This window comes from Lysobacter sp. N42 (assembly GCF_004344885.1).
The window spans coordinates 1-24,295 of the sequence record NZ_SKFB01000043.1 but is presented as its reverse complement, the minus strand read 5'-3'; the positions used below and the strand labels follow the sequence as shown (position 1 = coordinate 24,295).

Annotated in this window: 27 protein-coding genes and 1 pseudogene; 21 read left to right on the top strand and 7 right to left on the bottom strand. The window is 72.5% G+C overall.

Going from position 1 to position 24,295, the window contains the following annotated elements; genetic code table 11:
• From EYQ95_RS23220 to EYQ95_RS23205, 4 genes and pseudogenes are all read left to right on the top strand, one after another.
• A pseudogene (locus tag EYQ95_RS23220) lies at positions 1-515 on the top strand (hypothetical protein); the annotation flags it as partial.
• Between the two features lie 33 nt (positions 516-548).
• Positions 549-875, top strand: a complete 327-nt coding sequence (locus tag EYQ95_RS23215) for a YbaB/EbfC family nucleoid-associated protein (protein WP_132331054.1) — start codon at positions 549-551, stop codon at positions 873-875.
• Between the two features lie 112 nt (positions 876-987).
• On the top strand, positions 988-1,584 hold the full coding sequence (gene recR, locus EYQ95_RS23210) for a recombination mediator RecR (RefSeq protein ID WP_132331052.1): 597 nt from the start codon (positions 988-990) through the stop codon (positions 1,582-1,584).
• An 8-nt stretch (positions 1,585-1,592) separates the two neighbouring features.
• On the top strand, positions 1,593-1,946 hold the full coding sequence (locus tag EYQ95_RS23205; protein ID WP_132331050.1) for a histidine triad nucleotide-binding protein: 354 nt from the start codon (positions 1,593-1,595) through the stop codon (positions 1,944-1,946).
• Positions 1,947-2,126: 180 nt separating this feature from the next.
• Here EYQ95_RS23205 and EYQ95_RS23200 read toward each other — a convergent pair whose 3' ends face one another.
• Genes EYQ95_RS23200 through EYQ95_RS23185 form a run of 4 tightly spaced genes read right to left on the bottom strand, consistent with a single transcriptional unit; the run spans position 2,127 to position 6,508 of the window.
• Positions 2,127-2,624 (bottom strand): Slp family lipoprotein, encoded by a 498-nt coding sequence (locus tag EYQ95_RS23200; protein ID WP_132331048.1) that lies wholly within the window; start codon positions 2,622-2,624, stop codon positions 2,127-2,129.
• A gap of 35 nt (positions 2,625-2,659) precedes the next feature.
• Positions 2,660-4,609 (bottom strand): DUF3488 and transglutaminase-like domain-containing protein, encoded by a 1,950-nt coding sequence (locus tag EYQ95_RS23195; RefSeq protein WP_132331046.1) that lies wholly within the window; start codon positions 4,607-4,609, stop codon positions 2,660-2,662.
• A complete protein-coding gene (locus EYQ95_RS23190; protein WP_370451326.1) occupies positions 4,602-5,561 on the bottom strand; it encodes a DUF58 domain-containing protein in 960 nt (319 codons plus the stop codon). Before EYQ95_RS23190 ends, EYQ95_RS23195 begins: the two co-directional genes overlap by 8 nt.
• Positions 5,558-6,508, bottom strand: coding sequence for a MoxR family ATPase (locus tag EYQ95_RS23185; RefSeq protein WP_243700047.1), 951 nt, complete (start codon positions 6,506-6,508; stop codon positions 5,558-5,560). Before EYQ95_RS23185 ends, EYQ95_RS23190 begins: the two co-directional genes overlap by 4 nt.
• 90 nt (positions 6,509-6,598) lie before the next feature.
• On the opposite strand from EYQ95_RS23185, the gene EYQ95_RS23180 reads away from it, so the two are divergent.
• Complete coding sequence (locus EYQ95_RS23180) at positions 6,599-8,446, top strand: glycosyltransferase family 39 protein (RefSeq protein WP_132331042.1); 1,848 nt, start codon at positions 6,599-6,601, stop codon at positions 8,444-8,446.
• Here EYQ95_RS23180 and EYQ95_RS23175 read toward each other — a convergent pair.
• Both EYQ95_RS23175 and EYQ95_RS26935 read right to left on the bottom strand, forming a co-directional pair.
• Positions 8,443-9,027: a nucleoside triphosphate pyrophosphatase gene (locus EYQ95_RS23175; protein WP_132331062.1), complete on the bottom strand. Its 585-nt coding sequence runs from the start codon at positions 9,025-9,027 to the stop codon at positions 8,443-8,445. The two genes, EYQ95_RS23180 and EYQ95_RS23175, sit on opposite strands and share 4 nt — an antisense overlap.
• Positions 9,020-9,388, bottom strand: coding sequence for a hypothetical protein (locus EYQ95_RS26935; protein ID WP_132331040.1), 369 nt, complete (start codon positions 9,386-9,388; stop codon positions 9,020-9,022). The genes EYQ95_RS23175 and EYQ95_RS26935 overlap by 8 nt, the downstream gene beginning before the upstream one ends.
• Positions 9,389-9,509: 121 nt before the next feature.
• Between EYQ95_RS26935 and EYQ95_RS23165 the strand changes: the two genes are divergently transcribed.
• From EYQ95_RS23165 to EYQ95_RS23100, 14 genes are all read left to right on the top strand, one after another.
• On the top strand, positions 9,510-10,040 hold the full coding sequence (locus tag EYQ95_RS23165) for a YceD family protein (RefSeq protein WP_132331038.1): 531 nt from the start codon (positions 9,510-9,512) through the stop codon (positions 10,038-10,040).
• A 133-nt stretch (positions 10,041-10,173) separates the two neighbouring features.
• Positions 10,174-10,368: a 50S ribosomal protein L32 gene (gene rpmF / locus EYQ95_RS23160; RefSeq protein WP_132331036.1), complete on the top strand. Its 195-nt coding sequence runs from the start codon at positions 10,174-10,176 to the stop codon at positions 10,366-10,368.
• Between the two features lie 160 nt (positions 10,369-10,528).
• The gene (locus tag EYQ95_RS23155; RefSeq protein WP_132331034.1) at positions 10,529-11,509 is read left to right on the top strand and encodes a beta-ketoacyl-ACP synthase III; all 981 of its coding nucleotides are present in this window, start codon (positions 10,529-10,531) and stop codon (positions 11,507-11,509) included.
• A gap of 290 nt (positions 11,510-11,799) precedes the next feature.
• Positions 11,800-12,795 (top strand): ACP S-malonyltransferase, encoded by a 996-nt coding sequence (gene fabD / locus EYQ95_RS23150; protein WP_132331032.1) that lies wholly within the window; start codon positions 11,800-11,802, stop codon positions 12,793-12,795.
• The gene (gene fabG / locus EYQ95_RS23145; protein ID WP_132331031.1) at positions 12,792-13,550 is read left to right on the top strand and encodes a 3-oxoacyl-ACP reductase FabG; all 759 of its coding nucleotides are present in this window, start codon (positions 12,792-12,794) and stop codon (positions 13,548-13,550) included. The genes fabD and fabG overlap by 4 nt, the downstream gene beginning before the upstream one ends.
• Positions 13,551-13,658: 108 nt before the next feature.
• Positions 13,659-13,898 carry an acyl carrier protein gene (gene acpP / locus EYQ95_RS23140; RefSeq protein WP_132331029.1) on the top strand — a complete coding sequence of 80 codons (240 nt, stop codon included), beginning with the start codon at positions 13,659-13,661 and terminating at the stop codon, positions 13,896-13,898.
• Positions 13,899-14,053: 155 nt separating this feature from the next.
• Entirely contained in the window at positions 14,054-15,292 is a 1,239-nt protein-coding gene (fabF, locus tag EYQ95_RS23135; protein ID WP_132331027.1) for a beta-ketoacyl-ACP synthase II, read from the top strand.
• 112 nt (positions 15,293-15,404) lie between these two features.
• Positions 15,405-16,751, top strand: a complete 1,347-nt coding sequence (locus tag EYQ95_RS23130; protein WP_132331025.1) for an aminodeoxychorismate synthase component I — start codon at positions 15,405-15,407, stop codon at positions 16,749-16,751.
• Positions 16,752-16,792: 41 nt separating this feature from the next.
• The gene (gene pabC / locus EYQ95_RS23125) at positions 16,793-17,602 is read left to right on the top strand and encodes an aminodeoxychorismate lyase (protein ID WP_165924838.1); all 810 of its coding nucleotides are present in this window, start codon (positions 16,793-16,795) and stop codon (positions 17,600-17,602) included.
• Positions 17,599-18,657 (top strand): endolytic transglycosylase MltG, encoded by a 1,059-nt coding sequence (gene mltG, locus EYQ95_RS23120; RefSeq protein WP_243700046.1) that lies wholly within the window; start codon positions 17,599-17,601, stop codon positions 18,655-18,657. Before pabC ends, mltG begins: the two co-directional genes overlap by 4 nt.
• Complete coding sequence (gene tmk / locus EYQ95_RS23115) at positions 18,654-19,295, top strand: dTMP kinase (protein WP_132331021.1); 642 nt, start codon at positions 18,654-18,656, stop codon at positions 19,293-19,295. The genes mltG and tmk overlap by 4 nt, the downstream gene beginning before the upstream one ends.
• Positions 19,292-20,251, top strand: coding sequence for a DNA polymerase III subunit delta' (locus EYQ95_RS23110; RefSeq protein WP_132331019.1), 960 nt, complete (start codon positions 19,292-19,294; stop codon positions 20,249-20,251). Before tmk ends, EYQ95_RS23110 begins: the two co-directional genes overlap by 4 nt.
• On the top strand, positions 20,248-20,607 hold the full coding sequence (locus EYQ95_RS23105; RefSeq protein WP_132331017.1) for a PilZ domain-containing protein: 360 nt from the start codon (positions 20,248-20,250) through the stop codon (positions 20,605-20,607). Before EYQ95_RS23110 ends, EYQ95_RS23105 begins: the two co-directional genes overlap by 4 nt.
• A 200-nt stretch (positions 20,608-20,807) precedes the next feature.
• On the top strand, positions 20,808-21,155 hold the full coding sequence (locus tag EYQ95_RS23100) for a hypothetical protein (protein ID WP_132331015.1): 348 nt from the start codon (positions 20,808-20,810) through the stop codon (positions 21,153-21,155).
• Between the two features lie 33 nt (positions 21,156-21,188).
• Here EYQ95_RS23100 and EYQ95_RS23095 read toward each other — a convergent pair whose 3' ends face one another.
• Complete coding sequence (locus tag EYQ95_RS23095; RefSeq protein ID WP_132331013.1) at positions 21,189-23,255, bottom strand: 3-hydroxyacyl-CoA dehydrogenase NAD-binding domain-containing protein; 2,067 nt, start codon at positions 23,253-23,255, stop codon at positions 21,189-21,191.
• Between the two features lie 187 nt (positions 23,256-23,442).
• On the opposite strand from EYQ95_RS23095, the gene rpoE reads away from it, so the two are divergent.
• Positions 23,443-24,060, top strand: coding sequence for an RNA polymerase sigma factor RpoE (gene rpoE / locus EYQ95_RS23090; RefSeq protein ID WP_132331058.1), 618 nt, complete (start codon positions 23,443-23,445; stop codon positions 24,058-24,060).
• On the top strand, positions 24,057-24,295 hold a 239-nt coding region (locus tag EYQ95_RS23085), incomplete at its 3' end, for a sigma-E factor negative regulatory protein (RefSeq protein ID WP_165924837.1). The genes rpoE and EYQ95_RS23085, both read left to right, overlap by 4 nt.

Here is a 24,295-nt window from a genome sequence, read left to right as displayed (position 1 = left end):
TCGTGTGCAGCTGGCACCGCAAGCACGTGGCCGCGCCGGCGTCCGCAGTGCCCGTGTCGGCTCTGACGCCCGCGCCCCCCGCGGCGGGCCACGGCCCCGCGCAGGCGGCGGTGGCACCCGCCGCAAGCGGGTTCGACGGCCCCGAAGCCTGGCAGGCCTGGGTCGAGGGCGCCCTCAGCGGCGCCGCCAAGCAGTTCGCTTCGGTGGTGGGCTTCCTGGGCTGCAGCGGCGACACGCTGCGCCTCTCGCTCGATCCGCAGGACGAGATGCTGCGCACGCCCGCGGTTCTCAGGACGCTCGTCGACAAGCTGACCCCGCGCTTCGGCCGCGAGCCGCGCCTCGAGTTCGAGACGGCGAGCGGCGAGGTGAAGTCGCTGCGGGCGCAGGCCGAGCGCGCGCGCGACGAGAAGCAGGCCGCCGCGCAGGCCGCCTTCGAGCGCCATCCCGACGTGCAGCGCCTGGTCGCCGCGGGTGGCCGCATCGTTCCCGATTCCGTGCGTCCGCTGGAAGGCTGACGCATCCCCCGACCCGAACACGGAGCCAAGACCATGCGTGGAAACCTCGGACAACTGATGCAGCAGGCGCAGAAGATGCAGGAGAACCTGCAGCGCGCCCAGGAAGACCTGGCCAAGATCGAAGTCACCGGCAACGCCGGCGCGGGCATGGTGAGCGTGACGCTCACCGGACGCATGGAGTGCCGCAAGGTGCGCATCGATCCGTCCGTGATGACCGATCCGGAGATGGCCGAGGACCTCATCGCCGCCGCGTTCAACGACGCGGTCAACAAGGTCAATGCCGAGTCGCAGTCGCGCATGGCCTCGGTGACCGCCGGCATGCCGATCCCGCCGGGGATGAAGCTGCCGGGGATGTTCTGACCCGGCGCATGGCCGGCGCGCGGTGCGGCATTCGGCCGCACGCGCGCACGGCGGCCCGTTCAGGCGCCCTCCGCCCCGATTCCTGCTCCACGTCCCTGGCCACGACTTCCGGATGACCTCACTGCTCGAACAGCTGATCGACGCCTTCCGCGTGCTGCCCGGCGTGGGTTCAAAGTCGGCGCAGCGCATGGCCTACCACGTGCTCGAGCGCGAGCGCGCCGGCGGGCGGCACCTGGCGCAGGTGCTGGCCGAGGCGGTGGAGCGCATCGGCCACTGCGAGCGCTGCCGCGACTTCAGCGAAACGCCGGTCTGCGCCGTATGCGCCAGTGCCTCGCGCGACGCCGACCAGCTCTGCGTCGTGGAGACGCCCGCCGACCGCCTCGCGATCGAGCAGGCCACGGGCTACCGCGGCCTGTACTACGTGCTGCAGGGCCGGCTTTCCCCGCTGGACGGCATCGGCCCGCGTGAGCTCGGGCTCGACCGCCTCGGCCAGCGGCTGGACGACGGCGAGGTGCGCGAACTCATCATCGCCACCAATCCGACCGTCGAGGGCGAGGCCACGGCGCACTACCTCGCGCAGCTGGCGCGCCAGCGCGGCGTCAAGCCCAGCCGCCTGGCCTATGGCGTGCCGCTGGGCGGGGAGCTGGAGTACGTCGACCGCGGCACGCTCTCGCACGCGTTCGGCAGCCGCACCGAGATCAACGACTAGGACGCACGATGGCCACCGACACCACCATCTTCGGAAAGATCATCCGCCGCGAGGTTCCCGCGGACATCGTCTTCGAGGACGAGCAGCTGATCGCCTTCCGCGACATCGCCCCCAGCGCCCCGGTGCACGTGCTGTTCGTGCCGAAGACGCCCATCGCCTCGCTGGACGCGGCGCAGCCGGCGCACGCGGAGCTGCTCGGCCGGCTGATGCTGGCGGCGGCGGAGTACGCGCGCACCCAGGGCCTGGCGCAGGACGGCTATCGCGTCGTGGTCAACTGCGGCCCCGATGCCGGGCAGACGGTGTTCCAGCTGCACCTGCACCTGCTCGCGGGTGCGCCGCTGGGGCCGTTCGGGAAGCGCTGAAGACCGGGTCCGGTCACGGATCCGCGCAGAGCGGATCAGCGGCCTTGCGGACCCGTAGCGTCGGCAAGGCGAAGGGACGGCCCGGATACTGCAGCGGCGCGGATCCGCGTGCATCCGTGGCAGAAGCGCTTTCCCTGCGCCTGAATGAAAACGCCCGGCATCGCCGGGCGTTTCGCTTCCTCACCACCAGCCCCACCAGGGCCAGGGGGCGGGACGGGTGACCACGTCCACCCGCTCGCGTACCGGCCAGAGGTAGACGACCTCGGCCTCCACGCGTGGCAGGCGGTAGTCGTACTGGCCGATGCGGCGGTTCTCGTAGCCGTCGACGCGCCCGGTGAACGTGACTTCGCGGTTCTTCTCGAAGACCGCCGGGTCGTAGAACCCGGTGCGGCAGGCGACGAAGCGCCCGCCGACGTCGTCGCTGGCCCAGTAGGGCCGCCCGTAGGCATCCAGGCGCGTGGAAATCATGTGGAAGCAGGTGCGGTTGGGCTGCGGCTCGACCTCGACGATGCGCCCGCCCCAGCGGACCAGGGTACCCGTGGCATCGCGCTCGACGGCCTGGCGCGGGCTGATCTGGGCGAAGTCGCCCTGCAGCGGGCGTGGCTGGGTGGCGCAGCCCGTCACGACGGCCGCGATCGCGGCGGCGAGGGCGAGGTGGATGCGATGTGTGCGGCTCATGGCGGCTCCGGCGTCTTGGGCGCGCTCCGGCGGGGTCAAGGCAGCCGGTGCGCGCGGATGCGGCGGACCAGCTCCTTCGCGGACGTCCCGTCCTGCGTGTCCCCAGCGTAGCGGCGGCGCGTGAAGCGGGCGGCCAGATCGCGCAGGCCCGCGGCGCCGCCCGGCAGGGCCTTGTCGATCCGTTCAGCCCATGTCGTCGCCGGTTCATGTGGCGCCGGCCCCAGCCCACGGCGCGCGTAGCGTCGCCCGAGGGCATGCCATGCCCGCAGCAGCGGGTCGGCCTCGCGCGGGGCGCGAAGGCTCAACGCGAGCATGAGGCCGAGCGCGAGCACGGCGGCCAGCGCGAAGGCGGCGACGAGCTGGGCGGGCTGCGCCCGGTCCAGGCCCAGCGGGCGGAACAGGCGTTGCTGACGCGACGCGTCGAACCCCAGCACCATGTCGTTCCAGTTGCGTCGCAGCCAGTCCCCGACGAGCGCGGCGCCCCCGCGGCCGGCCAGCACGTCGAGCAGGCCGTCGCCGCCGGTGGCCGGCTGCAGGGTGTCGTAGATGTTCTCCGGCGCGACCGCCGCGGTCGGATCGACGCGCGTCCAGCCGGTGTCGGCCAGCCACACTTCCGTCCAGGCATGGGCGTCCGAACGGCGGATCATCCAGTAGCCGCCGCCCAGCCGGTTGAAGTAGCCGCCGACGTAGCCGGTGACCACGCGGGTGGGGATGCCGGCCGCGCGCATGAGCACGGTGAATGCACCGGCGAAGTGTTCGCAGTAGCCGGTGCGGGTCTCGAACAGGAACTGGTCCATGCCGTCGCGGCCCAGCGGCGGTGGCGACAGCGAGTAGGCGAAGTCGCGCCGCACCCAGGCCAGCACGTGCCGCACGATGGCGCGATCGTCGCCGCCATAGCGCCGCCGCAGTTCGCGACCCAACGCGAGGCTGCGCGGGTTGAAGCCGGGCAGCAGTGCCAGCGCGCGCCTGCGCACGGCGCCGCGCAGCTCCGGCTCGAAGCGCTCGGCGGCGGCCGACGTCATCCGCCAGCGCGTCAGGCCCGCCAGCGGGCGCATGGCGTGGGGGCTGAGGTCGCGCGTGAGCTCCATGCCCTCCGGCGTGGAGAGGGGCAGGTCGAGCGCGACCAGCTGGCGCCGGTCGGTGGGTTCGACCTCGAGCTCGTAGGTCCAGCGCGTGGGCGCGGAGTCCACGCGCGGCGCGGGCCAGCCCTCGAAGCCGCCGGCCCGGGTCCACGTGCGGCCGTCGAAGTCCGTGAGCACCGGACCGCGCCAGTACAACGCCTCGCGCGGTGGGGTGGGGCCGCTGAAGCGGACGCGCGCGGCCACGGTGTCGTCGGTGAGCAGGTCCAGCCAGTCACCCGGCGCCATGCGGTCCGACAGCCCGGTCCGGCCCTGCACGCGCTCGGGCACGCCCCACAGCGGCGAGGGGATGCGCGGGAACAGCCAGAACACCGCCATGGCGAGGGGCAGGCCGAGGGCGAGGAGGCGCAGCGACTGGCGCAGCGGCTCGGCCAGCGGCGCCGCGTCCATGCCTCCTTCGAAAGCGGCCAGGCGCTGCAATGCGCCCAACGCCAGCACGACGGCCACCAGGCCCAGGGCCAGCGACACCGGCCCCTGGTCGAGCAGGAAGGTGGAGAACGGGGCGAACAGCGCGAAGCCCACCAGGCTTCGCGCATCGCGCAGGCTGGCGGTTTCGGCGGGCTTGAGCGCGAGCATCGCGCCCAGCAGCGCCGAGCCGGTGTCGCGGCCGAAGCGCAGGTCGAACTGCGCGAACACGGCGGCGACCACCAGGACCGCGGCCACCGTGCGGACCCACCACGACAGGGGGCGACGCCACGACACCACCGCGATCACGAGCGCGCAGAGCGCGATCACCGCGGCGATCGGCCCGGGCAGCTGCAGCAGGAGGGGCAGCAGGCAGGCGCCCGCGACCGCGAGGCTCCAGCGGCGGCTGCCGGCGTCCAGGGCGGGCGTACCCTCAGGCATCGGGCATCAGCGCGAGCGCGCGCAGGCACGCGTGGCGGTGGGCCGGGCCGCGGTCGGGGCCCAGCGGCGGGTGCGCGGGCAGGCGCAGGCGGTAGCGGCGGCCGTCGCGCTCGGCGTCCTCGATCCAGCGGGCGAGCCGGGCGATCCGGGCTTCTGTGGGCAGGCCGTGCAGGTCGGCCCAGTCCAGCACGAGGTCGACACCGGCGGGCTGCTCGTACTCGCGGACCAGCAGCGTGCCGCGGCGGGCCGAGGGCTTCCAGGCGATCGTGCGCTGCGGGTCGCCGGCCCGGTAGCTGCGAAGGTGGTGCACGTCGTCGCCGGCATGGTGGAGGCGGTGGCTCGCCGGGTCGCCGGACCCCTCGGGCAGGGGCGGAGCAACCGCCTCGGGCTTGGGATAGACCAGCACGGGCGTGTCGGGCCAGACGTAGGACCAGGCGCGCGCGAGCCCCAGCGGCCAGGTGGTCGACAGGCGCAGGCGCGGCAGGTCCAGCCAGCCGCGTCGCAGGGTGGGCATGTCCAGCGTGGCCTGGCCCGCGCCGTCGCGCAGCGCCAGGTACGCATCGCCATGGCAGGCCGGCGCGTCCACGCGCAGGCCCCGCCGCGGGCGCGCGTCGCCCGCGGCGGCGTGCAGGCGCAGCGTGATCGGCTGGCCTGCCGGCACCGGCTCGGCGTCGATGGCCATGATCGACAGGCCGCTCAGCTGCAGCTGCGCCGAGACCAGGCTGGCCATCCCGGCGCCGACGAGCAGCAGCGCGAGCAGCAGCGCCGGGTTGTTGTTGTAGTTGAGCGCGCCCGCCAGCATCGACGCGGTCAGCAGCGCGTAGAACAGGCCGAAGCGCGTGGGCAGCACGTAGATGCGGCGGCGGTCGAGGCGCACGGGCAGCGCTTCCGGCCCGCGCGGCCTGGCGAGGGCGAGCAGCCTCCGGCCGGCCGCGCGCAGGCCCGCCATCAGTCCACCGGCACGGCGTACAGGATCGACTTGGCCACCGCGGTGTCCGTGCCCGCGTCGGCGTCGATCACCAGGCGATGGGCCGCGACGTGCCCGAACAGCGCCTGCACGTCTTCGGGCAGCACATGCGCGCGTCCGAGCAGCAGCGCATGCGCACGCGCCGCGCGCAGCAGCGCGATGCCCGCGCGCGGCGACAGGCCGACGCGCACGCCGGGATGGCGCCGGCTGCGGGCGAGCAATGCCTGCACGTACGTGACCAGCGCATCGCTGGCATGCACCGCGGCCACGGCGGCGCGCACCGCATCGAACTCGCCTTCGCCGAACTGCGGCATGACCTCGGCGATGAGCTGGCGACGGTCGGCGCCCGCCAGCAGCGCGCGCTCGGCTTCCTCGCCGGGGTAGCCCAGCGAAAGCCGCAGCAGGAATCGGTCGAGCTGAGAATCGGGCAGGGGATAGGTACCCGAAAGATCCACCGGGTTCTGCGTCGCGATGACGAAGAAGGGCGATGGCAGCGGGCGCGTGATGCCGTCGATGGTCACCTGGTGCTCGGCCATCGCCTCCAGCAGCGCGCTCTGCGTGCGCGGCGGCGCGCGGTTGATCTCGTCCGCCAGCAGCACCTGGGCGAACACCGGGCCGGGATGGAACTCGAAGGCGGCGCGCGTGGCGTCGAAGACGGACACGCCGAGGATGTCGGCGGGCAGCAGGTCCGAGGTGAACTGCACGCGCTGGAACTGCAGCCCCACGGTCGCGGCCAGCGCATGGGCGAGCGTGGTCTTGCCCAGGCCCGGCAGGTCCTCGATGAGGATGTGGCCATCGGAGAGCAGCGCGACGAACGCAAGCCGCACCTCGTGCGCCTTGCCGAGCACCAGCGCGTTGACCTGCGTCTGCGCCCGGTCAAGGGCATCCCGCATCGCCTGCGTTAGCATGCCGGACCCCGCGGGTGGCGCCATCGTGTTTCTCCGTGGATTGCGCGGCCATGCCGCGAACGCTGGCGACGGCCCGGGCCTCGCCGTCATCGAGTGTAGCGAGGTCGGATGAGGATGCAGTCGGACCCGGCGGCCGAACAGGCGCGCCGGATCTTCTGGGCATTGTGGACGCTGGTGCTGGCGGTGAAGGCCGTCGTCGCCGCGCGCCTGCCGTTGTTCGTCGACGAGGCCTTCTACTGGCAGGAAGGCCAGCACCTGGCCGCCGCGTATTCGGACCTGCCGGGCATGACCGCCTGGCTCACGCGGCTCGGGGTGGAAGCCGGCGGCGACAGCACGCTGGCCCTGCGTGCGCCCTTCCTCGTGCTGGCCTCGCTGGTGCCGCTGCTGATCGTGCGCATCACCCGCCGCAGCTTCGGCGAGCGCGAAGGCTGGATCGCCGGCAGCTTCGCGCTGCTGTTGCCGCTGTCGGGCAGCCTCGGGCTGCTTGCCCTGCCGGACCCGGTGATGGCGCTGGCGACGCTGCTGTGCATGGACGCCGGCTCGCGCCTGCTCCGCGGCGTGGACGCGCGGCATGCGCTGGAACTCGCCGCGGGCCTCGCGCTCGGTGCGCTCAGCCACTACCGCTTCATCGCCGTGATCGGCGTGGGCTTCATCGCGCTGCTCATGCTCGCCGACGGGCGGCGGGCACTGCGCGACCCGCGCGTGATCATCGCGATCCTGCTCGGTGCCGCGGCCTGGGCGCCGCTGGTCGCCTGGAACTACGACCACGCCGACGCCGGCCTGCGCTTCCAGCTCGTCGACCGCCACCCCTGGGCCTTCCACGCCGAAGGGCTGTGGTTCATCGCGATCCAGGCCCTGCTCGCCACGCCGCTGCTGTTCGCCGCGCTGCTGCTGGCCGGCCGCGAGAGCCTGCACAGCCCGCTGGCGAGCGCGCGCTTCTACGCCTGGCTGGGGCTGCTCGTGGTCGGCGGCTTCTTCGTGCTCGGCTTCTTCGCCGATACCGAGCGCGTGAGCTTCCACTGGCCGCTGCCGGGCCTGCTGGCGCTGCTGCCGCTGCTGCCCCGTTTCCTCGACACCTGGCCGCGCTGGCTGCGCGCGGCGACGAGCGCGCTCGCCGTCGCCGGGCTCGGCGCGGTGCTCGGCTATTACGTGGCCGTGTCGACGCCGTCGCTGCGTGCGCACGCGGCCGCGGAGAAGTGGTATCCGGCCAACTTCGCAGGCTGGGACGCGCTCGAGCGCGCGGTGCGCGAGGAGCTCGCGGCCATGCCGCCCGGAACGCGCGTGGTCGCCGACAACTTCAAGGTCGGTGCCGAGCTCGGCTTCGCGCTGGGCGACCCGCAGATCCCCGTGCTCGACCATCCGCTCAACCACAAGCACGGCCGCGCCCCGCAGCTGCGCCTGTGGGGGCTGGAGCGCGAGACGATCACGGACACGGCGGGCCCGGTGCTGCTCGTCGTCGGTGTGAGCGAGGTCGAGTTCAAGAACCTGCACCGGCATTACCTCGACCTGTGCCGCCGCGTCGGCCCGCTGCCGCCGGCGCGCATGCTGAATGTCGACCACGGCCGCCAGCGCCTGGCGCTGTTCCGCCTCGAGCCGGGCCGCGCGCGCGTCGGCTGCACGACGCCGGCCCTGGCCTGGATCAACACGCCCGCGGCCGGGGCCCGCGTCGGCACGTCGTTCGACGTGCGGGGCTGGGCCTTCCGGCATGGCGTCGGAATCGCGAAGGTCGAGGCCACGCTCGATGGCCGCGTGGTCGGCGAGCTGCGGTACGGGCTGCCCCATGAAGGGCTCGAGCGCTTCTGGGCGGGCCTGTCGGATCCGGGCATGCCGAACCTGGGTTTCGCCGGCCGCATCGAGGTCGGCAACGCGGGGCCTGGCCGGCACTGGCTGGGCCTGCGCCTGCACGGGCGCGACGGCAGCGTGGAGGCGTGGCCGGAGACGCCGGTGGAGATCGTCCGTTAGGGGAGGGCGAAGCCGGCATCGCGCAGCATGCGCGCGGTCGCGATCAGCGGCAGGCCGACGAGTGCGGTCGGATCACTGGTCTCGATGGCATCGAACAGCGTGATGCCGCGGCCTTCGGACTTGAAGCTGCCCGCGCAGTCGAACGGCTGCTCGGCATCGACGTAGCGTTCGATCTCCGCGGCATCGAGTGCGCGGAAACGCACGACGGTGCGGTCGACGTGCAGCGCATGGGCCTGCGCGCCGCGCGCCAGGCACACGGCGGTCAGGAACACCACGTCGCGGCCGGACATGCCGGTGAGCTGGGCGATCGCCGCTTCGCGGCCACCGGGCTTGCCCAGCGGGTGGCCGTCGAGTTCGGCGAGCTGGTCCGAGCCGATGACCCAGGCCCCGGGGTGTCGCGTGGCCACGGCGAGGGCCTTCTCGCGCGCCAGGCGTTCCACGAGCGCTGCGGGCCGCTCGGACGGGCGGGGCGTCTCGTCGACCTCGGGCCGGTCCACGTCGAACGCCAGGCCCAGGCGTTCGAGCAGCTCGCGCCGGTAGCGCGAGGTCGAGCCCAGCACCAGGCGCGCGTCCTCATGCACGCGGCGCACGGGCTTCCTCGATTCGTGCCAGCTGGTGGTCGATCCGGTGGCGTGCGGCGTCGATGGCCTCGCGCACGTCGGCCAGCTGCTTCGGGCTGGCGTCGGCGCCGTGGTCGCGCAGCCAGAGCCGCTGCCGCAGCATCTCCCGCAGGGCTTCGCCGACCGGGTCCTCCTGCGCCTCGCCGGCCACCGCCTCGATCTCCGCGCGTGCCGTGCGCAGGCGGTCCTCGAGGGCATCGGCCGCGTCGAGCACGTCGCGCACCGCGCGCTGGTGTGGCGACATCCGGCGCGCGCGCCGCCCGAGCAGCACGATGCAGGCGGCCGCCAGCAGGGCGGCGAGGACGAGGACGGCGGTGGTCACGGCGCTCTCCGGGCGAGGGCGGCCAGTCTGACGCCCAGCGCGTCAACCCGGCAATGGCCGGCGGGGCGGGTCTCCCCGTGGTTTGACAGGGGGCGGGCAGGTCCCTACCATTTCGCGGCTTATGTCCACGGAATCGACCCGTCAATCGGTCCCCGAGACCCTGGACGCCTGGCGCCAGGTCACGGCCCGGCGCGGCTTCGAAGGGCGGGTTCGGCTCGCCTCGCTCGAGCGCCTCGCCGACCTCCTGGTCGAGCCGGAAGGCGAAGCCGCCTTCTCGCTGGACTTCGATCGCGACGCACTCGGCGTGCCCTACGTCGGGCTGGTCGTCACGGCCGAGTTGCCGCTGCTCTGCCAGCGCACGCTGGAGCGTTTCCTGCTTCCGGTGCGCATCGAGCAGCGTATGGGGCTCATGCGCAGCGAGGCGGAGGAAGCCGCGCTGCCGCCGGGGTACGAGCCGCTTCTGCTGGACGAGTCCGGCGAGCTGCGCACGCTGGACCTGGTCGAGGACGAGCTGATCCTCGCCGTGCCGGTCGTCCCGGTGATGCCGGGAACCGAAGCGGTCGAGCGGGAGTGGGGCGATGGCGAGGCGGTCGAGCCCGAGCGCCCGAATCCTTTCGCGGCACTGGCGGCCCTGAAGAAGCGGCCGGACTGAGCCGGAGCGGCGGCCGCGTGCCGCCGTCCACCTGCCGGGCGGGCTGGCCTTCGGGCCGAACGCCGGCGATAATTTCCACCTTTCGGCCCGGGCCGCGCCCGACGCCGCCACACGTTTCACCCGGAGCATCCCGATGGCCGTCCAGAAGTCCCGCGTTTCCCCCTCCCGCCGTGGCATGCGCCGCGCCCACGACGCGCTGAGCGCGAAGCAGCTGGCCACCGACCCGACCACGGGCGAGACGCACCTGCGCCACCACGTCACCGCCGACGGCTACTACCGCGGCAAGAAGGTCATCGACACCAAGTCGAAGATCGCCGACGAAGAGTGAGCCTCGCCGGGGCGCCGCCTCGGCTCCCGCCGACGGCCGTGACGCTTCCGCGCACCATGCGATGCGACCTTCGGGTCGCATCGGCTTTTCCGGTCGCGCCCGCCGGGCGTGATCCCCGCGGGGCCCGCAGGCCGGCCCCGCGCACCAGCGGGGCCAGCGCATGACCCAGACCGTTTTCTCGCGCATCGCGGGCACCGGCAGCTACCTGCCGGAGAAGGTCCTCACCAACAACGACCTCGCGCAGTTCGTCGAGACCAGCGACGAATGGATCGCCGCGCGCACCGGAATCCGCGAGCGCCACGTGGCCGCCGAGGGCGAGACCACCTGCGACCTCGCCTTCCATGCCGCCACGCGCGCCATGGAAGCGGCCGGCGTCACCGCCGCCGACATCGACCTGATCGTGCTCGGCACGACCACGCCGGACATCATCTTCCCGTCCACCGCCTGCCTGCTGCAGAACCGGCTGGGCGCGCTCGGCTGCCCTGCCTTCGACGTCAACGCCGCCTGTTCGGGCTTCGTCTACGCGCTGACGGTGGCGGACAAGTTCATCCGCACGGGCGCGGCGAAGACGGCGCTGGTGGTGGGCGCGGAAACGCTGACCCGCATGCTGGACTGGACCGACCGCTCCACCTGCGTGCTGTTCGGCGACGGCGCCGGTGCGGTGGTGCTCAAGGCCGACGGCGAGACCGGCATCCTCAGCACCCACCTGCATGCCGACGGCAGCAAGAAGGAGCTGCTCTACAACCCGGTCGGCGTGTCCACCGGCTTCAAGCCCGAAGAGCACAACGCCGGCGTGCGGGTGCTGATGACCGGCAACGACGTCTTCAAGTACGCGGTGAAGGCGCTGGATTCGGTGGTGGAGGAAACGCTGGAGGCGAACGGCCTGGATCGCCACGACATCGACTGGCTGATTCCGCACCAGGCGAACCTGCGCATCATCGAGGCCACCGCCAAGCGGCTGGACATGCCGATGGACCGCGTGATCGTCACGGTGGACAGGCACGGCAACACGTCGTCGGGCTCGGTGCCGCTGGCGCTCGACGAGGCGGTGCGTTCCGGGCGCGTGCAGCGCGGCCAGCTGCTGCTGCTCGAGGCCTTCGGCGGCGGGTTCACCTGGGGCAGCGCGCTGGTCCGCTACTGACCACGGCGGCGTGCGGCGACGTCGAAACGCCCGGCCCGTGCCGGGCGTTTCGCGTTTCGCGTGCCTGATGCGAGGCAGTTGGCGCAGCGCACGCGGATCGGGCCGGCAGGACCGCGCGCGTCCCGCCGGCTGCGCGGCGGGGCGCGTCCAGCGACGTCGCCGCTGCGGGGTTCGCGTGCGGTGGCGCGGGTATGCGGCGAAGCGGCGCGAGACGAGCGGCCGCATCCGTCGTCACCGGCGTCAATGGTCGCGATCCTCGCCGACCGCCGGCGTACGCCGCAGTACAGACAATGCGAAAGCTTCGTCCGTATCATGGCGCGTTCCCCAACGGGCCAACGCGCGTGACGTCGCAACTTGCTTTCGTATTCCCGGGTCAGGGTTCGCAGTCGGTGGGCATGCTCGCCGAGCTCGCGGCCACCGATCCGCTGGTGCAGTCCACGTTCGCCGAGGCCAGCGAAGGCGCGGGCGTCGACCTCTGGGCGCTGAGCCAGAACGGCCCGGACACCGAGCTCAACACCACCGAGTTCACGCAGCCCGCGCTGCTCGCCGCCGGGATCGCGGTCTGGCGCCTGTGGCAGGCGCGCGGCGGCGCGCAGCCGTCGCAGCTCGCCGGGCACAGCCTGGGCGAATACACCGCGCTGGTCGCGGCCGGCGCGCTGTCGCTGCACGACGGCGCACGCCTGGTGCGCCTGCGCGGCCAGCTGATGCAGGCGGCGGCTCCCGCCGGCACCGGCGCGATGGCCGCCGTGCTGGGGGCCGACGACGCGCTCGTGCTCGAGGTCTGCGAGGCCTGCAGCGGCCGGGAGCAGGTGGTGGCGGCCAACTTCAACTCGCCCGGCCAGATCGTGATCGGCGGCCATGCCGATGCCGTCGACCGCGCGCTCGTCATGCTCGCCGAGCGCGGCGTGCGCAAGGCGGTGAAGCTCGCCGTCAGCGTGCCCTCGCATACGCCGCTCATGCGCGAGGCGGCCAACCGTCTGGCCGAGGCCATGAACGGTGTGGCATGGAGCGGGCCACGGCTGCCGATCGTGCACAACGTCGACGCCGAGGTGCGCACCGATCCCGCCTCCATCCGCGATGCGCTGGTGCGCCAGCTGTACCTGCCGGTGCAGTGGACGCGCTGCGTCGAAGTGCTGGTCGCCGGCGGCGCCACGCGCATCGCCGAATGCGGCCCGGGCAAGGTGCTCGCCGGCCTGGTCAAGCGCATCGACAAGAGCGTGGACGCGCGTGCCCTGGGCACGCCGGCCGAATTCGAATCCGCATTGCAGGACTGGACGCAGGCATGAGCGAAACGCAGAACACGGGCCCGCTGGCGGGCGAGGTCGCACTGGTCAGCGGCGCCACCCGCGGCATCGGCGCGGCGATCGCCGACGAGCTGGCCGCGCAGGGTGCGACGGTCATCGGCACGGCGACATCCGAACCCGGCGCCGCGTCCATCACCGAGCGACTGGCCGCGCGTGGCGGCGTCGGGCGCGTGCTCAACGTCACCGAGCCGGGTGCGATCGAAGCGCTGGTCGACGCGATCGCCAAGGAATTCGGCGGCGTCTCCATCCTCGTCAACAATGCCGGCATCACGCGCGACAACCTGCTGATGCGCATGAAGGACGAGGACTGGCAGGCCATCCTCGACACGAACCTGACCAGCGTCTACCGCGCGAGCAAGGCCGTGATGCGCGGCATGATGAAGGCGCGCCGCGGCCGCATCATCAGCATCGCATCCGTCATCGGCGTGACCGGCAACGCCGGGCAGGCGAACTACGCCGCGGCGAAGGCCGGGATCATCGCGTTCTCCAAGTCGCTGGCGCGCGAGATCGGCTCGCGGGGCATCACCGTCAACGTGGTCGCGCCCGGCTTCATCGATACCGACATGACGCGCGGCCTTCCCGAGGAGGCGAAGAAGGGCATGCTCGACCAGATCGCCCTCGGCCGCCTGGGCGAGGCGGCCGACATCGCGCGTGCCGTGGCGTTCCTGGCCGGCCCCGGCGCCTCGTACATCACCGGCGAGACCCTGCACGTCAACGGCGGCATGTACATGCCCTGAGGCGGGCCTCACGGCTCCTTCACGAGCGGCCCGCTGGCTATACTGCGGCCCGCCGCGATTCCTTTAGACTTATCCATCGAACATCCCGTCCGGGAGGAGAGAGATCCAATGAGCAGCATCGAAGAGCGCGTCAAGAAGATCGTCGTCGAACAGCTCGGCGTCAAGGAAGAGGACGTCACCACCAATGCCTCGTTCGTCGATGACCTGGGCGCGGACTCGCTCGACACCGTCGAGCTGGTGATGGCGCTCGAGGAAGAGTTCGAGTGCGAGATCCCGGACGAGGAAGCCGAGAAGATCACCACGGTGCAGCAGGCGATCGACTACGTGAAGGCTCACGTCAAGTCGTAAGCCGCGCATCCGGAACGCGAAAGGCCCGAGCCCGCCGCATTCCTCTCGCGACACCCGGGGCCGCTTTCGCGGCCCCGCGTTTTTGAACCCCGCCATGCGGCAGCGTAGGCCGCGGCGACCGCCGGCGATGCCGGCCAATTGCAGAGGTCAGCACCATGTCGAACCGTCGCGTCGTCGTCACCGGACTGGGAATCGTGTCGCCGTTGGGCAACGACCTGGCCACGACCTGGGACGGAATCGTCAACGGGCGCTCCGGCATCGGCCCGATCACGCACTTCGACACCACCGGCTTCACCACGCGCATCGCGGGCGAGATCCGCGACTTCGACGTCACCCGCTGGGTGAACCCGAAGGACGCGAAGAAGATGGATCCCTTCATCCACTACGGCGTCGGCGCCTCGCTGATGGCGCTCGAGGATGCGGGCCTGACCATCGACGACCGCAACGCCGAGCGGGTAGGCGCACTGATCGGTTCGGGCATCGGCGGCATCCTCGGCATCGAGGAACAGGCCATCAGGTTCCACGAGGGCGGCCCGCGCAAGATTTCGCCCTTCTACGTGCCCAGCACGATCATCAACATGCTGCCCGGGCAGGTCTCGCTGCTCACCGGCATGAAGGGCCCGAACTTCTCGGCGGTCTCGGCCTGCGCCACGTCGAACCACTCGATCGGAATGGCCATGCGCATGATCCAGTACGGGGATGCGGACGTGATGATCGCCGGCGGCGCCGAGCGCGGCTCCTCGCCGACGTCGGTGGGCGGGTTCTGCTCGATGAAGGCCATGAGCACGCGCAACGACGATCCCACGCGCGCCTCGCGGCCCTGGGACAAGGGCCGCGACGGCTTCGTGCTCGGCGACGGCGCCGGCGTGCTGGTGCTGGAGGAGTACGAGTACGCCAAGGCCCGCGGCGCGCGGATCTACTGCGAGCTCGCCGGCTTCGGCGCGAGCTCCGACGCCTTCCACATGACCGCCCCCAGCGAGGACGGCGAGGGCGCCGCGCGCTGCATGATCGCCGCGCTCAAGGACGCGGGCGTGTCGGCCGGGCAGGTCGACTACGTCAACGCACATGGCACCTCGACGCCGCTGGGCGACGTCGCCGAGACCATGGCGATCAAGCGCGCACTGGGCGAGCACGCCTACCGCACCATGGTCAGCTCGACCAAGTCGATGACCGGCCATCTGCTCGGCGCGGCCGGCGGCGTCGAGGCGATCTTCTCGGTGATGGCGCTGCACACCGGCATCATTCCGCCCACCATCAACCTCGACGAGCCCGGCGAGGGCTGCGACCTCGACTACGTGCCGAACACCGCGCGCGAGGCGAAGGTGGACGTGGCCGTCTCCAACGGCTTCGGCTTCGGCGGCACCAACGGCACGCTGGTGTTCCGCCGCGTCTGACGCTCCACCCGCGGATGACGCTTCGAAGCCCACGCCCGCGGGCTTCGAAGCGCAGGCGGACGGCAGGCCGCTGCCCGGCGATAATCCGGCCCCCGCGGACCCCTTCGACGCCATGCCTTCGCCGACCCACGTCCGACGCATCCTCGAAGGCGCCGGCGACCTGCTCGACCTGCACCGGCTCGCGCCCTCGCGCTATCGCGTGCTGCTGGAGTCGAGCGCCGCGGGCACGCGCATCGGCCGGCGCGACCTGCTGCTGGCGACGACGACCGAGGCCCTCGTGCTCGGGCGCGACGGCGCCGTGCGCGACGGCGACGGCCGCGTGCTGGGAACCGACTTCTTCGCGGCGCTCGACCATGCCTGCAGGGCGGCGCAGGGCCTCGATGGCTCGCCCGTGGGCGGGTGGGCGCTGCTGATCGCATACGAGGCGGCGGCCCAGGTCGAGCCGGTACTCGATCTCCCGGCGGCGCCGGGCACCACGCCGGTTGCGATCGCGCTGCGCGTGGACGCCGCGATCGAGCGCGACAGCGCGAGCGGTGCCTGCACGCTGCACGCGGTCGACGATGCGACGGCCGAGGCGGTCATGGCCGACCTGCAGCATGCGCGCGGCCTTGCCGCGCTGCCCGAATGGCAAGCGCCGGCCGAGGTCGAGGAGGACCCGCCCGAGCGCTTCGTCGCGGGCGTGCGCCGCGTGCTGGACTACCTCGCCGCGGGCGACGTGTTCCAGGCGAATCTCTCGCGCGGCTGGACGGCCGCCTTCGGGGGCGCCGTCGACCCCGCCGCGCTGTTCGCACGCCTGCGTCGCGGCAACCCGGCGCCGTTCGCCGGCCTGTTCGCGGGGGACGGGTGGTCGGTGGTGAGTGCATCGCCCGAGCGGCTGGTGTCCGTCCAGGGCGACCTGGTGGAGACGCGTCCCATCGCGGGCACCCGCCCACGCCTGGCGGGAGACGACGACGCCTCCCGGGTACGCGAACTCGTCGGCCATCCCAAGGAGCGCGCCGAACACGTGATGCTGATCGACCTCGAGCGCAACGACCTCGGGCGCGTCTGCCGCGCCGGCAGCGTGGAAGTCGACGAGCTGATGACCGTCGAGAGCTATGCGCACGTGCACCACATCGTGAGCAACGTGCGCGGGCGGCTGCGAGCGGGCGTGACGCCGGGCGAGGTGATCCGCGCGGTGTTCCCCGGCGGCACCATCACCGGCTGCCCCAAGGTGCGCTGCATGCAGGTCATCGCCGAGCTCGAGGGCGTGGGGCGGGGTGCCTACACCGGCGCGATGGGCTGGCTCGCGCCCAACGGCGACATGGACCTCAACATCCTCATCCGCAGTGCCGAGGTGGAGGGGCGCCAGGTGCGCTTCCGCACCGGCGCGGGCATCGTGGCCGACTCCGACCCCCAGCGCGAACTCGACGAGACCCGCGCGAAGGCACGCGGCATGCTCCGCGCCCTGGGGGTGGAATGAGCACGGGCGCCGGCGGGCCTGACGGGGCGACGACCGCGTCCGTGAGGCTGTTCCACGGCGACCGCGAGCTCGCCGCCCTGCCCCCGGACGATCGCGCCCGCCTCTACGGCGACGGCCTGTTCGAGACCATGCGTGCCCACGGCGGAGACGTGCCCTGGTGGCCCGCGCACTGGGACCGGCTCACGCGCGATGCCGCCCGGCTCGGCATCGGGACTCCCCGCGAAGCGCTCGTCCGCGCCACCGTCCGCGATCTGCTGCGGGGCGGCGATGGGGTGGTGAGGCTGCAGGTGGACCGGGGCCCCGGCCCGCGCGGGTATGCGCCCGCGCGAGACGTGCCGCCGGTCTGGAGCGTGTCGCTGCACCCCGTGCCCGCGCAGGCCGGCCCGCTGGTGCTGCGCTGGTGCCGGACGCGCCTTGCGATCCAGCCTGCACTGGCAGGCATCAAGCACTGCAATCGCCTGGAGCAGGTGCTCGCGCGCGGCGAGTGGGCCGGCGGCGCCGGTGAAGCCGACGAGGGACTGATGCTCGACACCGAGGGGCACGTGGTCTGCGCGACGTCGGCCAATCTCTTCGTCCATCTCGACGGGGAATGGCTGACGCCGCCCGTCGACCGCTGTGGCGTCCGCGGCGTCTGCCGGGACTGGGCGATGGCCGTGCTGGACGTCCGCGAGCTGCGGCTCGCGCGTGACGACGTCGAGCGCGCCGACGCGCTTTTCCTGTGCAATGCCGTGCGCGGTATCCTCGAAGTCGCCCGGCTCGGCGATCGCCACTGGTCGCCGGATCCGCGGATCGCCCGCCTTCGCGGGCGCCTCGCCGCCGGGCATCCCGCCTTCCCCCTGGAGTCCCCGTGAGTCGTCCGCGCAAGCGCCGTGGTGGCTGCCTTTCGATCCTGATCCTGCTCCTGCTGGCCGCCGCGCTCGCGGCCGGGCTGCTGTGGCAGCGCTATACCGAATTCGCGGACAGCCCCATCGCCGGCCTCAGGCCCGGCACCACGCTGGTGGTGAGGCAGGGGGATTCGCTGCCGGTCGTGCTGCGCAAGCTCCAGGATCTCGGCATTGGCGGGCTGCAGACCTACGAATGGACCGCGCTGGCACGGCAGATGGGGGCTGCGGGCAGGATCCAGGTCGGCGAGTACCGCCTGGAGCCGGGCATGACGCCGCGCGACCTGCTCGAAGCGATGCGCGACGGCGACGTCATCCAGCACCGCGTGACCATCGTGCCCGGCTGGAACATCCGCGACCTGCGCGCCGCCCTCGCCAAGGCCGACCCGCTCGTGCACGACGCCACCGGGCTCAGCGACGCGGACCTGATGGCGAAGCTCGGCAAGCCCGGCCAGCACCCGGAAGGGCGCTTCCTGCCGGAAACCTACGTCTACACGCGCGGCGACGGCGAGCTGGACGTGCTGCGGCGCGCCCACGGCGCGATGGAGAAGGCGCTCGACGCGGCCTGGCGCGCGCGCCACAAGGAGTCGGTGCTCAAGTCGCCGGACGAGATGCTCACGCTCGCCTCGATCGTCGAGAAGGAGACGGGCATCGCCGAGGAGCGGCCCGCGATCGCCGGCCTGTTCGAGCGCCGTCTGCGCATCGGCATGCGGCTGCAGACCGACCCGACGGTGATCTACGGCATGGGAACCCGCTACGACGGCAACATCCGCAAGGCCGACCTCACCACGGACACGCCCTACAACACGTACACCCGCGCCGGCCTGCCGCCGACGCCGATCGCGATGCCCAGCGTGGAGGCCCTGCAGGCGGTGGCGAACCCCGCGCCGGGCGACGCGCTCTACTTCGTCGCCGTCGGCGACGGCAGCGGGCGCCATCTGTTCGCGCGCACGCTGGCCGAGCACCAGCGCAACGTGCAGACGTACCTGGCGAACTACCGGGCCGCGCGCGCGGCGGGCCGATGACGCCACCGCTGGAGAGCCAGCCGCGGCTGGTCACGCTGGAAGGGGGCGAAGGGGCGGGCAAGTCGACCGTGCTGGCGGCCCTGCGCGCGGAACTCGAGCGCGATGCGCCGGTGACCTGCACCCGCGAGCCGGGGGGCACGCCCCTGGCCGAGCGCATCCGCTCGTTGCTGCTGGACGCCTCGCACGAGGCGCCGTGCGTGCAGTCCGAGCTGCTCCTGATGTTCGCTGCGCGCGCGCAGCTGGTCTGCCACGTCGTGCGGCCCGCGCTCGAGCGCGGCGACTGGGTGCTCAGCGACCGCTTCACCGACGCGAGCTACGCCTACCAGGGTGGCGGCCGCGGCTTCGACATGCAGGCGATCGCCCTGCTCGAGCGCGAGTTCGTGGGCATCGAACCGGGCCTCACCCTGCTGCTGGACGTGCCGGTCGACGTGGGCCTGGCGCGGGCACGCGGGCGGGGCGGCATGGACCGCATCGAGTCGGAGCAGGAAGCGTTCTTCGAGCGCGTGCGCGAGGCCTACCTCGCACGCGCACGCTCGCGCCCGCAGCGCTTCGTGGTGATCGATGCGTCGCAGCCGGCCGCCGATGTCGCCGCCGCCGCGGTGGCGGCTCTGCGTGCCTACCGGAGCCGGCTGGCATGAGCACGCTCGCGCCCTGGCAGCAGCGCGCCTATGCCCGGATGGCGGACGCGTTCGCGGCCGGCCGTCTCGGCCATGCGCAGCTGATCTGCGGCCCGGCGCGCCTGGGCAAGCGCGAGGTGGCGGTGCGGATGGCGCGTCGCGTGCTGTGCGAAGCCGCCAGCGGCGACGTGGCCTGCGGCGCCTGCCGCAGTTGCCGCCTGTTCGACGCCGGCACGCACCCGGACTACCGCTTCGTCAGCTTCATCCCCAATCGCGAAGGCACGAAGCTGCGCACGGAGATCGTCATCGACCAGATGCGCGAGCTCGCCGCGCAGCTCGCGCTGACCCCGCAATTCGGACGCGCGCAGGTCGCGGTGGTGGATCCGGCGGATGCGATCAACCACGCCGCCGCGAACGCGCTGCTCAAGACGCTCGAGGAACCCGTGCCCGGCCGCTACCTATGGCTGGTGAGCGCGCACCCGATGCGGCTGCCGGCCACGATCCGCAGCCGCTGCCAGCGCATCGAACTGCGGCTGCCCCCGGCCGACGAAGCGGCCGCATGGCTCTCCGCCCAGGGGCATGCCATGGCGGACGCCGCCGAAGCCCTCCAGGCCGCACGCGGCCATCCCGGGCTTGCCGATGACTGGCTGCGTGCCGGGGGGCTCAGCCTCCGCAAGGCCGTGGCCGCGGACCTGCAGCGGCTGTGGAAGGGCGAGGCCGCGCCCGCCGAGATCGCGCAGCAATGGGCCGCGGACGAGCACGCGGATCTGCGCCTGCGCCATGCCGCCGACCTCGCGGTGGAGCGCGCCGCCGGCTTGACCGACCCGCGGCATGCGCGCAGTCTGGCCGCCTGGTTCGACCGGGCGAACCGCAGCCGCGACCTGCTGCGCACCACCGTCCGTGCCGACCTCGTGCTGGTTGAACTGTTGGTGGCCTGGCGCGCGCTGCGCGGGGGCCCGGAGAAACGCGAACGATGAGCTCGACTCCCGGCGCAGCAAGGCAAGGCATCCTCTCGCTCGCACTCAAGGACAAGGCGCAGCTGTACAACGCCTACATGCCGTTCCTGAAGAACGGCGGCATCTTCGTGCCCACGCCCAAGCGCTACATGCTGGGCGACGAGGTCTTCCTTCTGGTGACGCTGCCCGAATCCGGCGAGCGCCTGCCGGTGGCGGGCAAGGTCGTGTGGGTGACGCCGGTGGGCGCCCAGGGCAACCGCCCGGCCGGCATCGGCGTGCAGTTCCCCGAAACCCCCGAGGGCGAGGCGCTCAAGGGGCGGATCGAGGCGCTGCTGGCCGGCTCGCTGAGCGCCGACCGCGCCACGCACACGATGTAGCCTCGCGTGGCCGGGGTGCTGCCGCGTGGGTGGTGCGTGCTCCGGCCGCTTCGCCCCCGGCCGGCAGCCGGCTGCGACCTAAACCGGCTCCCGGCGGCCCTTGCCGGCCCCTGCGGCCGGGCGCAGCATCGGCGCATGATGCGGCAGGACGCCCGCCGCGGCCCGCGGCGGCGGTTCCCCATGCCGATCCGGAGTGGACGATGAAGAACCTCGCACTGGCGCTCGCCGTGCTGCTCGCTTCCTTCGGTGCCCAGGCCCAGGACATGCGCCCCGGCATCGCCAGCATCGCGATCGTGACCACGGAGCCGGATGGCCGCTACGGCATGGACGGCGAAGTGCTCAAGCCCGCCAAGCTCCAGCGCATGCTCGAACTGCTCGACGAGCAGCTGGCCGTCGGCCATCTGCACCTGCGCAAGGGGCAGGCGGACATCACGGCCGAGCGCATCGGGGAGATCCGCCGGATCGCCGACGGCATCGGCGCACGGCTGATGGTGGAGAAGGATGGCCGCATGGAGCCGGCGGACGTGCCGGCTCCACCGGGCACGTGAGCCCGCGCGCCGCGTAAGCCCGCGGCGCGATGCTCAGGGCGCTGCGCGCAGGGCCGGGTGGTCCCAGCCGGGGCGGGGCGCGAAGCGCTCGCCGTGGCGGGCCTGCAGCTGGCGCAGGCGCTGCAGCAGCACGTCCACGCCGGTCTCGCGGATGTACTGGATCGGGCCGCCGCGGAAGGGCGCGAAGCCCGTGCCGAAAATGACGCCGGCATCCAGCAGGTCGGCATCGGCGACCACGCCGTCGTGCAGGCAGGCCACGGCCTCGTTGAGCAGCGGCAGGACCAGCCGGTCCTCGAGGTCGTCCGGTGCCTTGTAGTCCGCCGGCACTTCGGGCTTGACCGGCTTGCCGTTCTCCCAGCGGTACAGGCCCTGGCCGTCCTTCTTGCCGCGGCGGCCGGGCTCGGGTGGCACCGCCAGCGCGGCCGGAATCGGCAGGCCGAGGAAGGGCGCAAGCTCCGCCCCCACGCCCGCGGCCACGTCCAGGCCCACGGTGTCGACCAGCTCGATCGGGCCCATGGGCATGCCGAACTTCACCGCGGCCTTGTCGATCACCGGGCCCGGAATGCCCTCGGCATACGCAGTCGCGGCCTCCAGCATGTAGGGGAACAGCACGCGATTGACCAGGAAGCCCGGCGTGCCCGCCACCGGGACCGGGAACTTGTCGATGGCACGGCAGAAGCCGGCCAGGCGCTGCTCGGTGACCGGGTCCATGCCGTCGTGGCGGATGATCTCCACCAGCGGCATCAGCGCCACCGGGTTGAAGTAGTGGAGGCCGGCGAACTGCGCCGGGCGCGCCAGGCCTTCCCGCAGCTCGTCGAGCGGGATCGACGAGGTGTTGGTGGTCAGCAGCGCGTCGGCCTTCATGCGCGGCTCGACGTCGGCATACAGCGCGCGCTTGGCGTCGGGGCGCTCGACAATGGCCTCGATCAGCAGGTCCGCGTCGGAGACGCCTTCGCCCGCGACATCCCCCCGCAGTCGCGCCGCCACCGCAGGCCGCTTGCTCTCGTCCTTCACGCGCTTGGCGAACAGCTCCTGTGCGCGCTGCAGCGCGGCGTCCACGAAACGCTGCTCGCGGTCGGCCAGCGTCACCTCGAAGCCCTTGTAGGCCGACCAGGCGGCGATGTCGCCGCCCATCACGCCGGCACCGACGACATGCACGCGGCGGATGCCGTGGTCCTTCGTGCCCTGCGACTTCAGCCGCTCCTGCAGGAAGAACACGCGGATCAGGTTGCGCGCCGTCGGCGTGGACGAAAGCTTCACGACGGCGCGTCGCTCGTTCTCCAGCAGGGCCTGCATGGAGCCGCCGCCGCGGCGCCAGCTTTCGATGAGCGCGTACGGGGCCGGGTAGTGCTCCTTGCGTGCCTTGCGCGCGACCTGCTTGACCAGCTGCGGCGCCAGGGCCTGCCGCGCGGGCCAGGTATTGGTCGCCCAGCCCAGCGCGCGCTGCTTCAGCGGTCGCTCGGTGCCGCGCAGCGCGAGCCGCGCGGCTTCGTCCACCAGCACCGCCTGGCCGACCACGCGGTCCACCAGCCCCATGGCCTTCGCCGCCTTGGCGGTCACGCTGCGGCCCGTGAGCATCAGGTCGAAGGCCGCCGGGGCGCCGATCAGCCGCGGCAGGCGCACGCTGCCGCCCCAGCCCGGGAAGATGCCCAGCTTCACCTCGGGCAGGCCGATGCGGGTGGACGGGTCGTCGCTGGCCACGCGGTGCGTGCAGGCCAGCGCGAGCTCGGTGCCGCCGCCCATGCAGAAGCCGTGGATGGCCGCCACCGTGCGGAAGGGCAGCTCCGACAGCCGCTGGAAGACCTGCTGGCCCCGCCGGATGGCGTCGCCCACGGTGCCGCGCTGGTCGAAGACCTGGAACTCCTTGATGTCGGCGCCGGCGATGAAGCCGCTGGACTTCGCCGAGCGGATCACCAGGCCCCTGGGCGGGTCGAGCAGCAGGCGCTCGATGATCGAATCGAGCTCGACCAGCACCCCCTGGGCGAAGGTGTTGACGCCGCTGCCTTCACGGTCGAACGCCAGCACCACCACGCCGTCGTCGCGCGTTTCGGATTTCCAGTGCCGCATCGACAGGCCGTCGAACCGGGAGGACGCGATCATTCCCAACCATCCGTTCACGTATGGAACATCCGGCTATCATCCGGAGGTTGTTTCCCGCGCGTCAAATCGGCACCTCCACGACTCCCGGCGGACGGTGAACTTTTCCGCGATCGCGTTGTCCCATGACTCGGCCACGCCGAGCTGACAGGAGTGCCGGCCCGGTATGGCCGAATTGGAAGGGTCTGCAATGGAACCCGGTGCGTTGCGCGAGACGCAGCTGGACCGGGACCTGGTCGAGCGCGTGCAGCGCGGCGACAGCTCCGCCTTCGACGTGCTGGTGAAGAAGTACCAGCACCGGGTGATCGGGCTGGTCGGGCGCTACGTGCACGACTGGAGCGAATGCCAGGACGTCGCGCAGGAAGTGTTCATGCGTGCCTACCGCGCGCTGGGCAATTTCCGCGGCGATGCCCAGTTCTCCACGTGGCTGCACCGGATCGCCGTGAACACCGCCAAGAACCATCTCGTCGCCCAGAACCGAAGGCCGCCCACCGACGACATCGACGTCATGGACGCGGAGCAGTACGACATGTCGCTGCGCCTTCGCGATACCGACACGCCGGAGCACGAGCTGCTGCGGCAGGAGATCGAGACCACGGTGATGGCAGCGGTGAACCGGTTGCCGAGCGAACTGCGCGAGGCGATCACGCTGCGCGAGGTCGAGGGCCTGAGCTACGAGGAGATCGCCGAGCGCATGGGCTGCCCGATCGGCACGGTGCGCTCGCGCATCTTCCGCGCGCGCGAGGCCATCGACACCCAGCTCAAGCCCCTCCGCGAACCCACGAATCCCCGGGAGCGAGACCGATGACGTCCCATGACCTGCGACCCGACGACCGCGAAACCCTGAGCGCCCTGTTCGATGGCGAAGTGCATGGCGAGGCGCGCCTGTTCGCGCTGCGCCGGCTTTCGCACGACGCCGCGTGGCAGGGGCAGTGCGGGCGCTGGCAGCTGATCGGCGACGCCATGCGCCGCCAGGCGCCGCTGGCGGCGCCGTCGGGCTTCGCGACGCGCGTGGCGACCGCGGTGGCGGCGCAGGCCGCGTC

Coding starts and splice junctions, on each gene's coding strand:
- fabD (WP_132331032.1), top strand. CDS start 11,800: ATGCGAAAGCTTCGTCCGTATCATGGCGCGTTCCCCAACGGGCCAACG.
- EYQ95_RS23105 (WP_132331017.1), top strand. CDS start 20,248: ATGAGCTCGACTCCCGGCGCAGCAAGGCAAGGCATCCTCTCGCTCGCA.
- EYQ95_RS23180 (WP_132331042.1), top strand. CDS start 6,599: ATGCAGTCGGACCCGGCGGCCGAACAGGCGCGCCGGATCTTCTGGGCA.
- rpoE (WP_132331058.1), top strand. CDS start 23,443: ATGGAACCCGGTGCGTTGCGCGAGACGCAGCTGGACCGGGACCTGGTC.
- recR (WP_132331052.1), top strand. CDS start 988: ATGACCTCACTGCTCGAACAGCTGATCGACGCCTTCCGCGTGCTGCCC.
- acpP (WP_132331029.1), top strand. CDS start 13,659: ATGAGCAGCATCGAAGAGCGCGTCAAGAAGATCGTCGTCGAACAGCTC.
- EYQ95_RS23215 (WP_132331054.1), top strand. CDS start 549: ATGCGTGGAAACCTCGGACAACTGATGCAGCAGGCGCAGAAGATGCAG.
- EYQ95_RS23095 (WP_132331013.1), bottom strand. CDS start 23,255: ATGATCGCGTCCTCCCGGTTCGACGGCCTGTCGATGCGGCACTGGAAA.
- fabG (WP_132331031.1), top strand. CDS start 12,792: ATGAGCGAAACGCAGAACACGGGCCCGCTGGCGGGCGAGGTCGCACTG.
- EYQ95_RS23155 (WP_132331034.1), top strand. CDS start 10,529: ATGACCCAGACCGTTTTCTCGCGCATCGCGGGCACCGGCAGCTACCTG.
- EYQ95_RS23195 (WP_132331046.1), bottom strand. CDS start 4,609: ATGCCTGAGGGTACGCCCGCCCTGGACGCCGGCAGCCGCCGCTGGAGC.
- tmk (WP_132331021.1), top strand. CDS start 18,654: ATGACGCCACCGCTGGAGAGCCAGCCGCGGCTGGTCACGCTGGAAGGG.
- fabF (WP_132331027.1), top strand. CDS start 14,054: ATGTCGAACCGTCGCGTCGTCGTCACCGGACTGGGAATCGTGTCGCCG.
- EYQ95_RS23165 (WP_132331038.1), top strand. CDS start 9,510: ATGTCCACGGAATCGACCCGTCAATCGGTCCCCGAGACCCTGGACGCC.
- EYQ95_RS23205 (WP_132331050.1), top strand. CDS start 1,593: ATGGCCACCGACACCACCATCTTCGGAAAGATCATCCGCCGCGAGGTT.
- EYQ95_RS23130 (WP_132331025.1), top strand. CDS start 15,405: ATGCCTTCGCCGACCCACGTCCGACGCATCCTCGAAGGCGCCGGCGAC.
- EYQ95_RS23110 (WP_132331019.1), top strand. CDS start 19,292: ATGAGCACGCTCGCGCCCTGGCAGCAGCGCGCCTATGCCCGGATGGCG.
- rpmF (WP_132331036.1), top strand. CDS start 10,174: ATGGCCGTCCAGAAGTCCCGCGTTTCCCCCTCCCGCCGTGGCATGCGC.
- EYQ95_RS23100 (WP_132331015.1), top strand. CDS start 20,808: ATGAAGAACCTCGCACTGGCGCTCGCCGTGCTGCTCGCTTCCTTCGGT.
- EYQ95_RS23200 (WP_132331048.1), bottom strand. CDS start 2,624: ATGAGCCGCACACATCGCATCCACCTCGCCCTCGCCGCCGCGATCGCG.
- EYQ95_RS23185 (WP_243700047.1), bottom strand. CDS start 6,508: ATGGCGCCACCCGCGGGGTCCGGCATGCTAACGCAGGCGATGCGGGAT.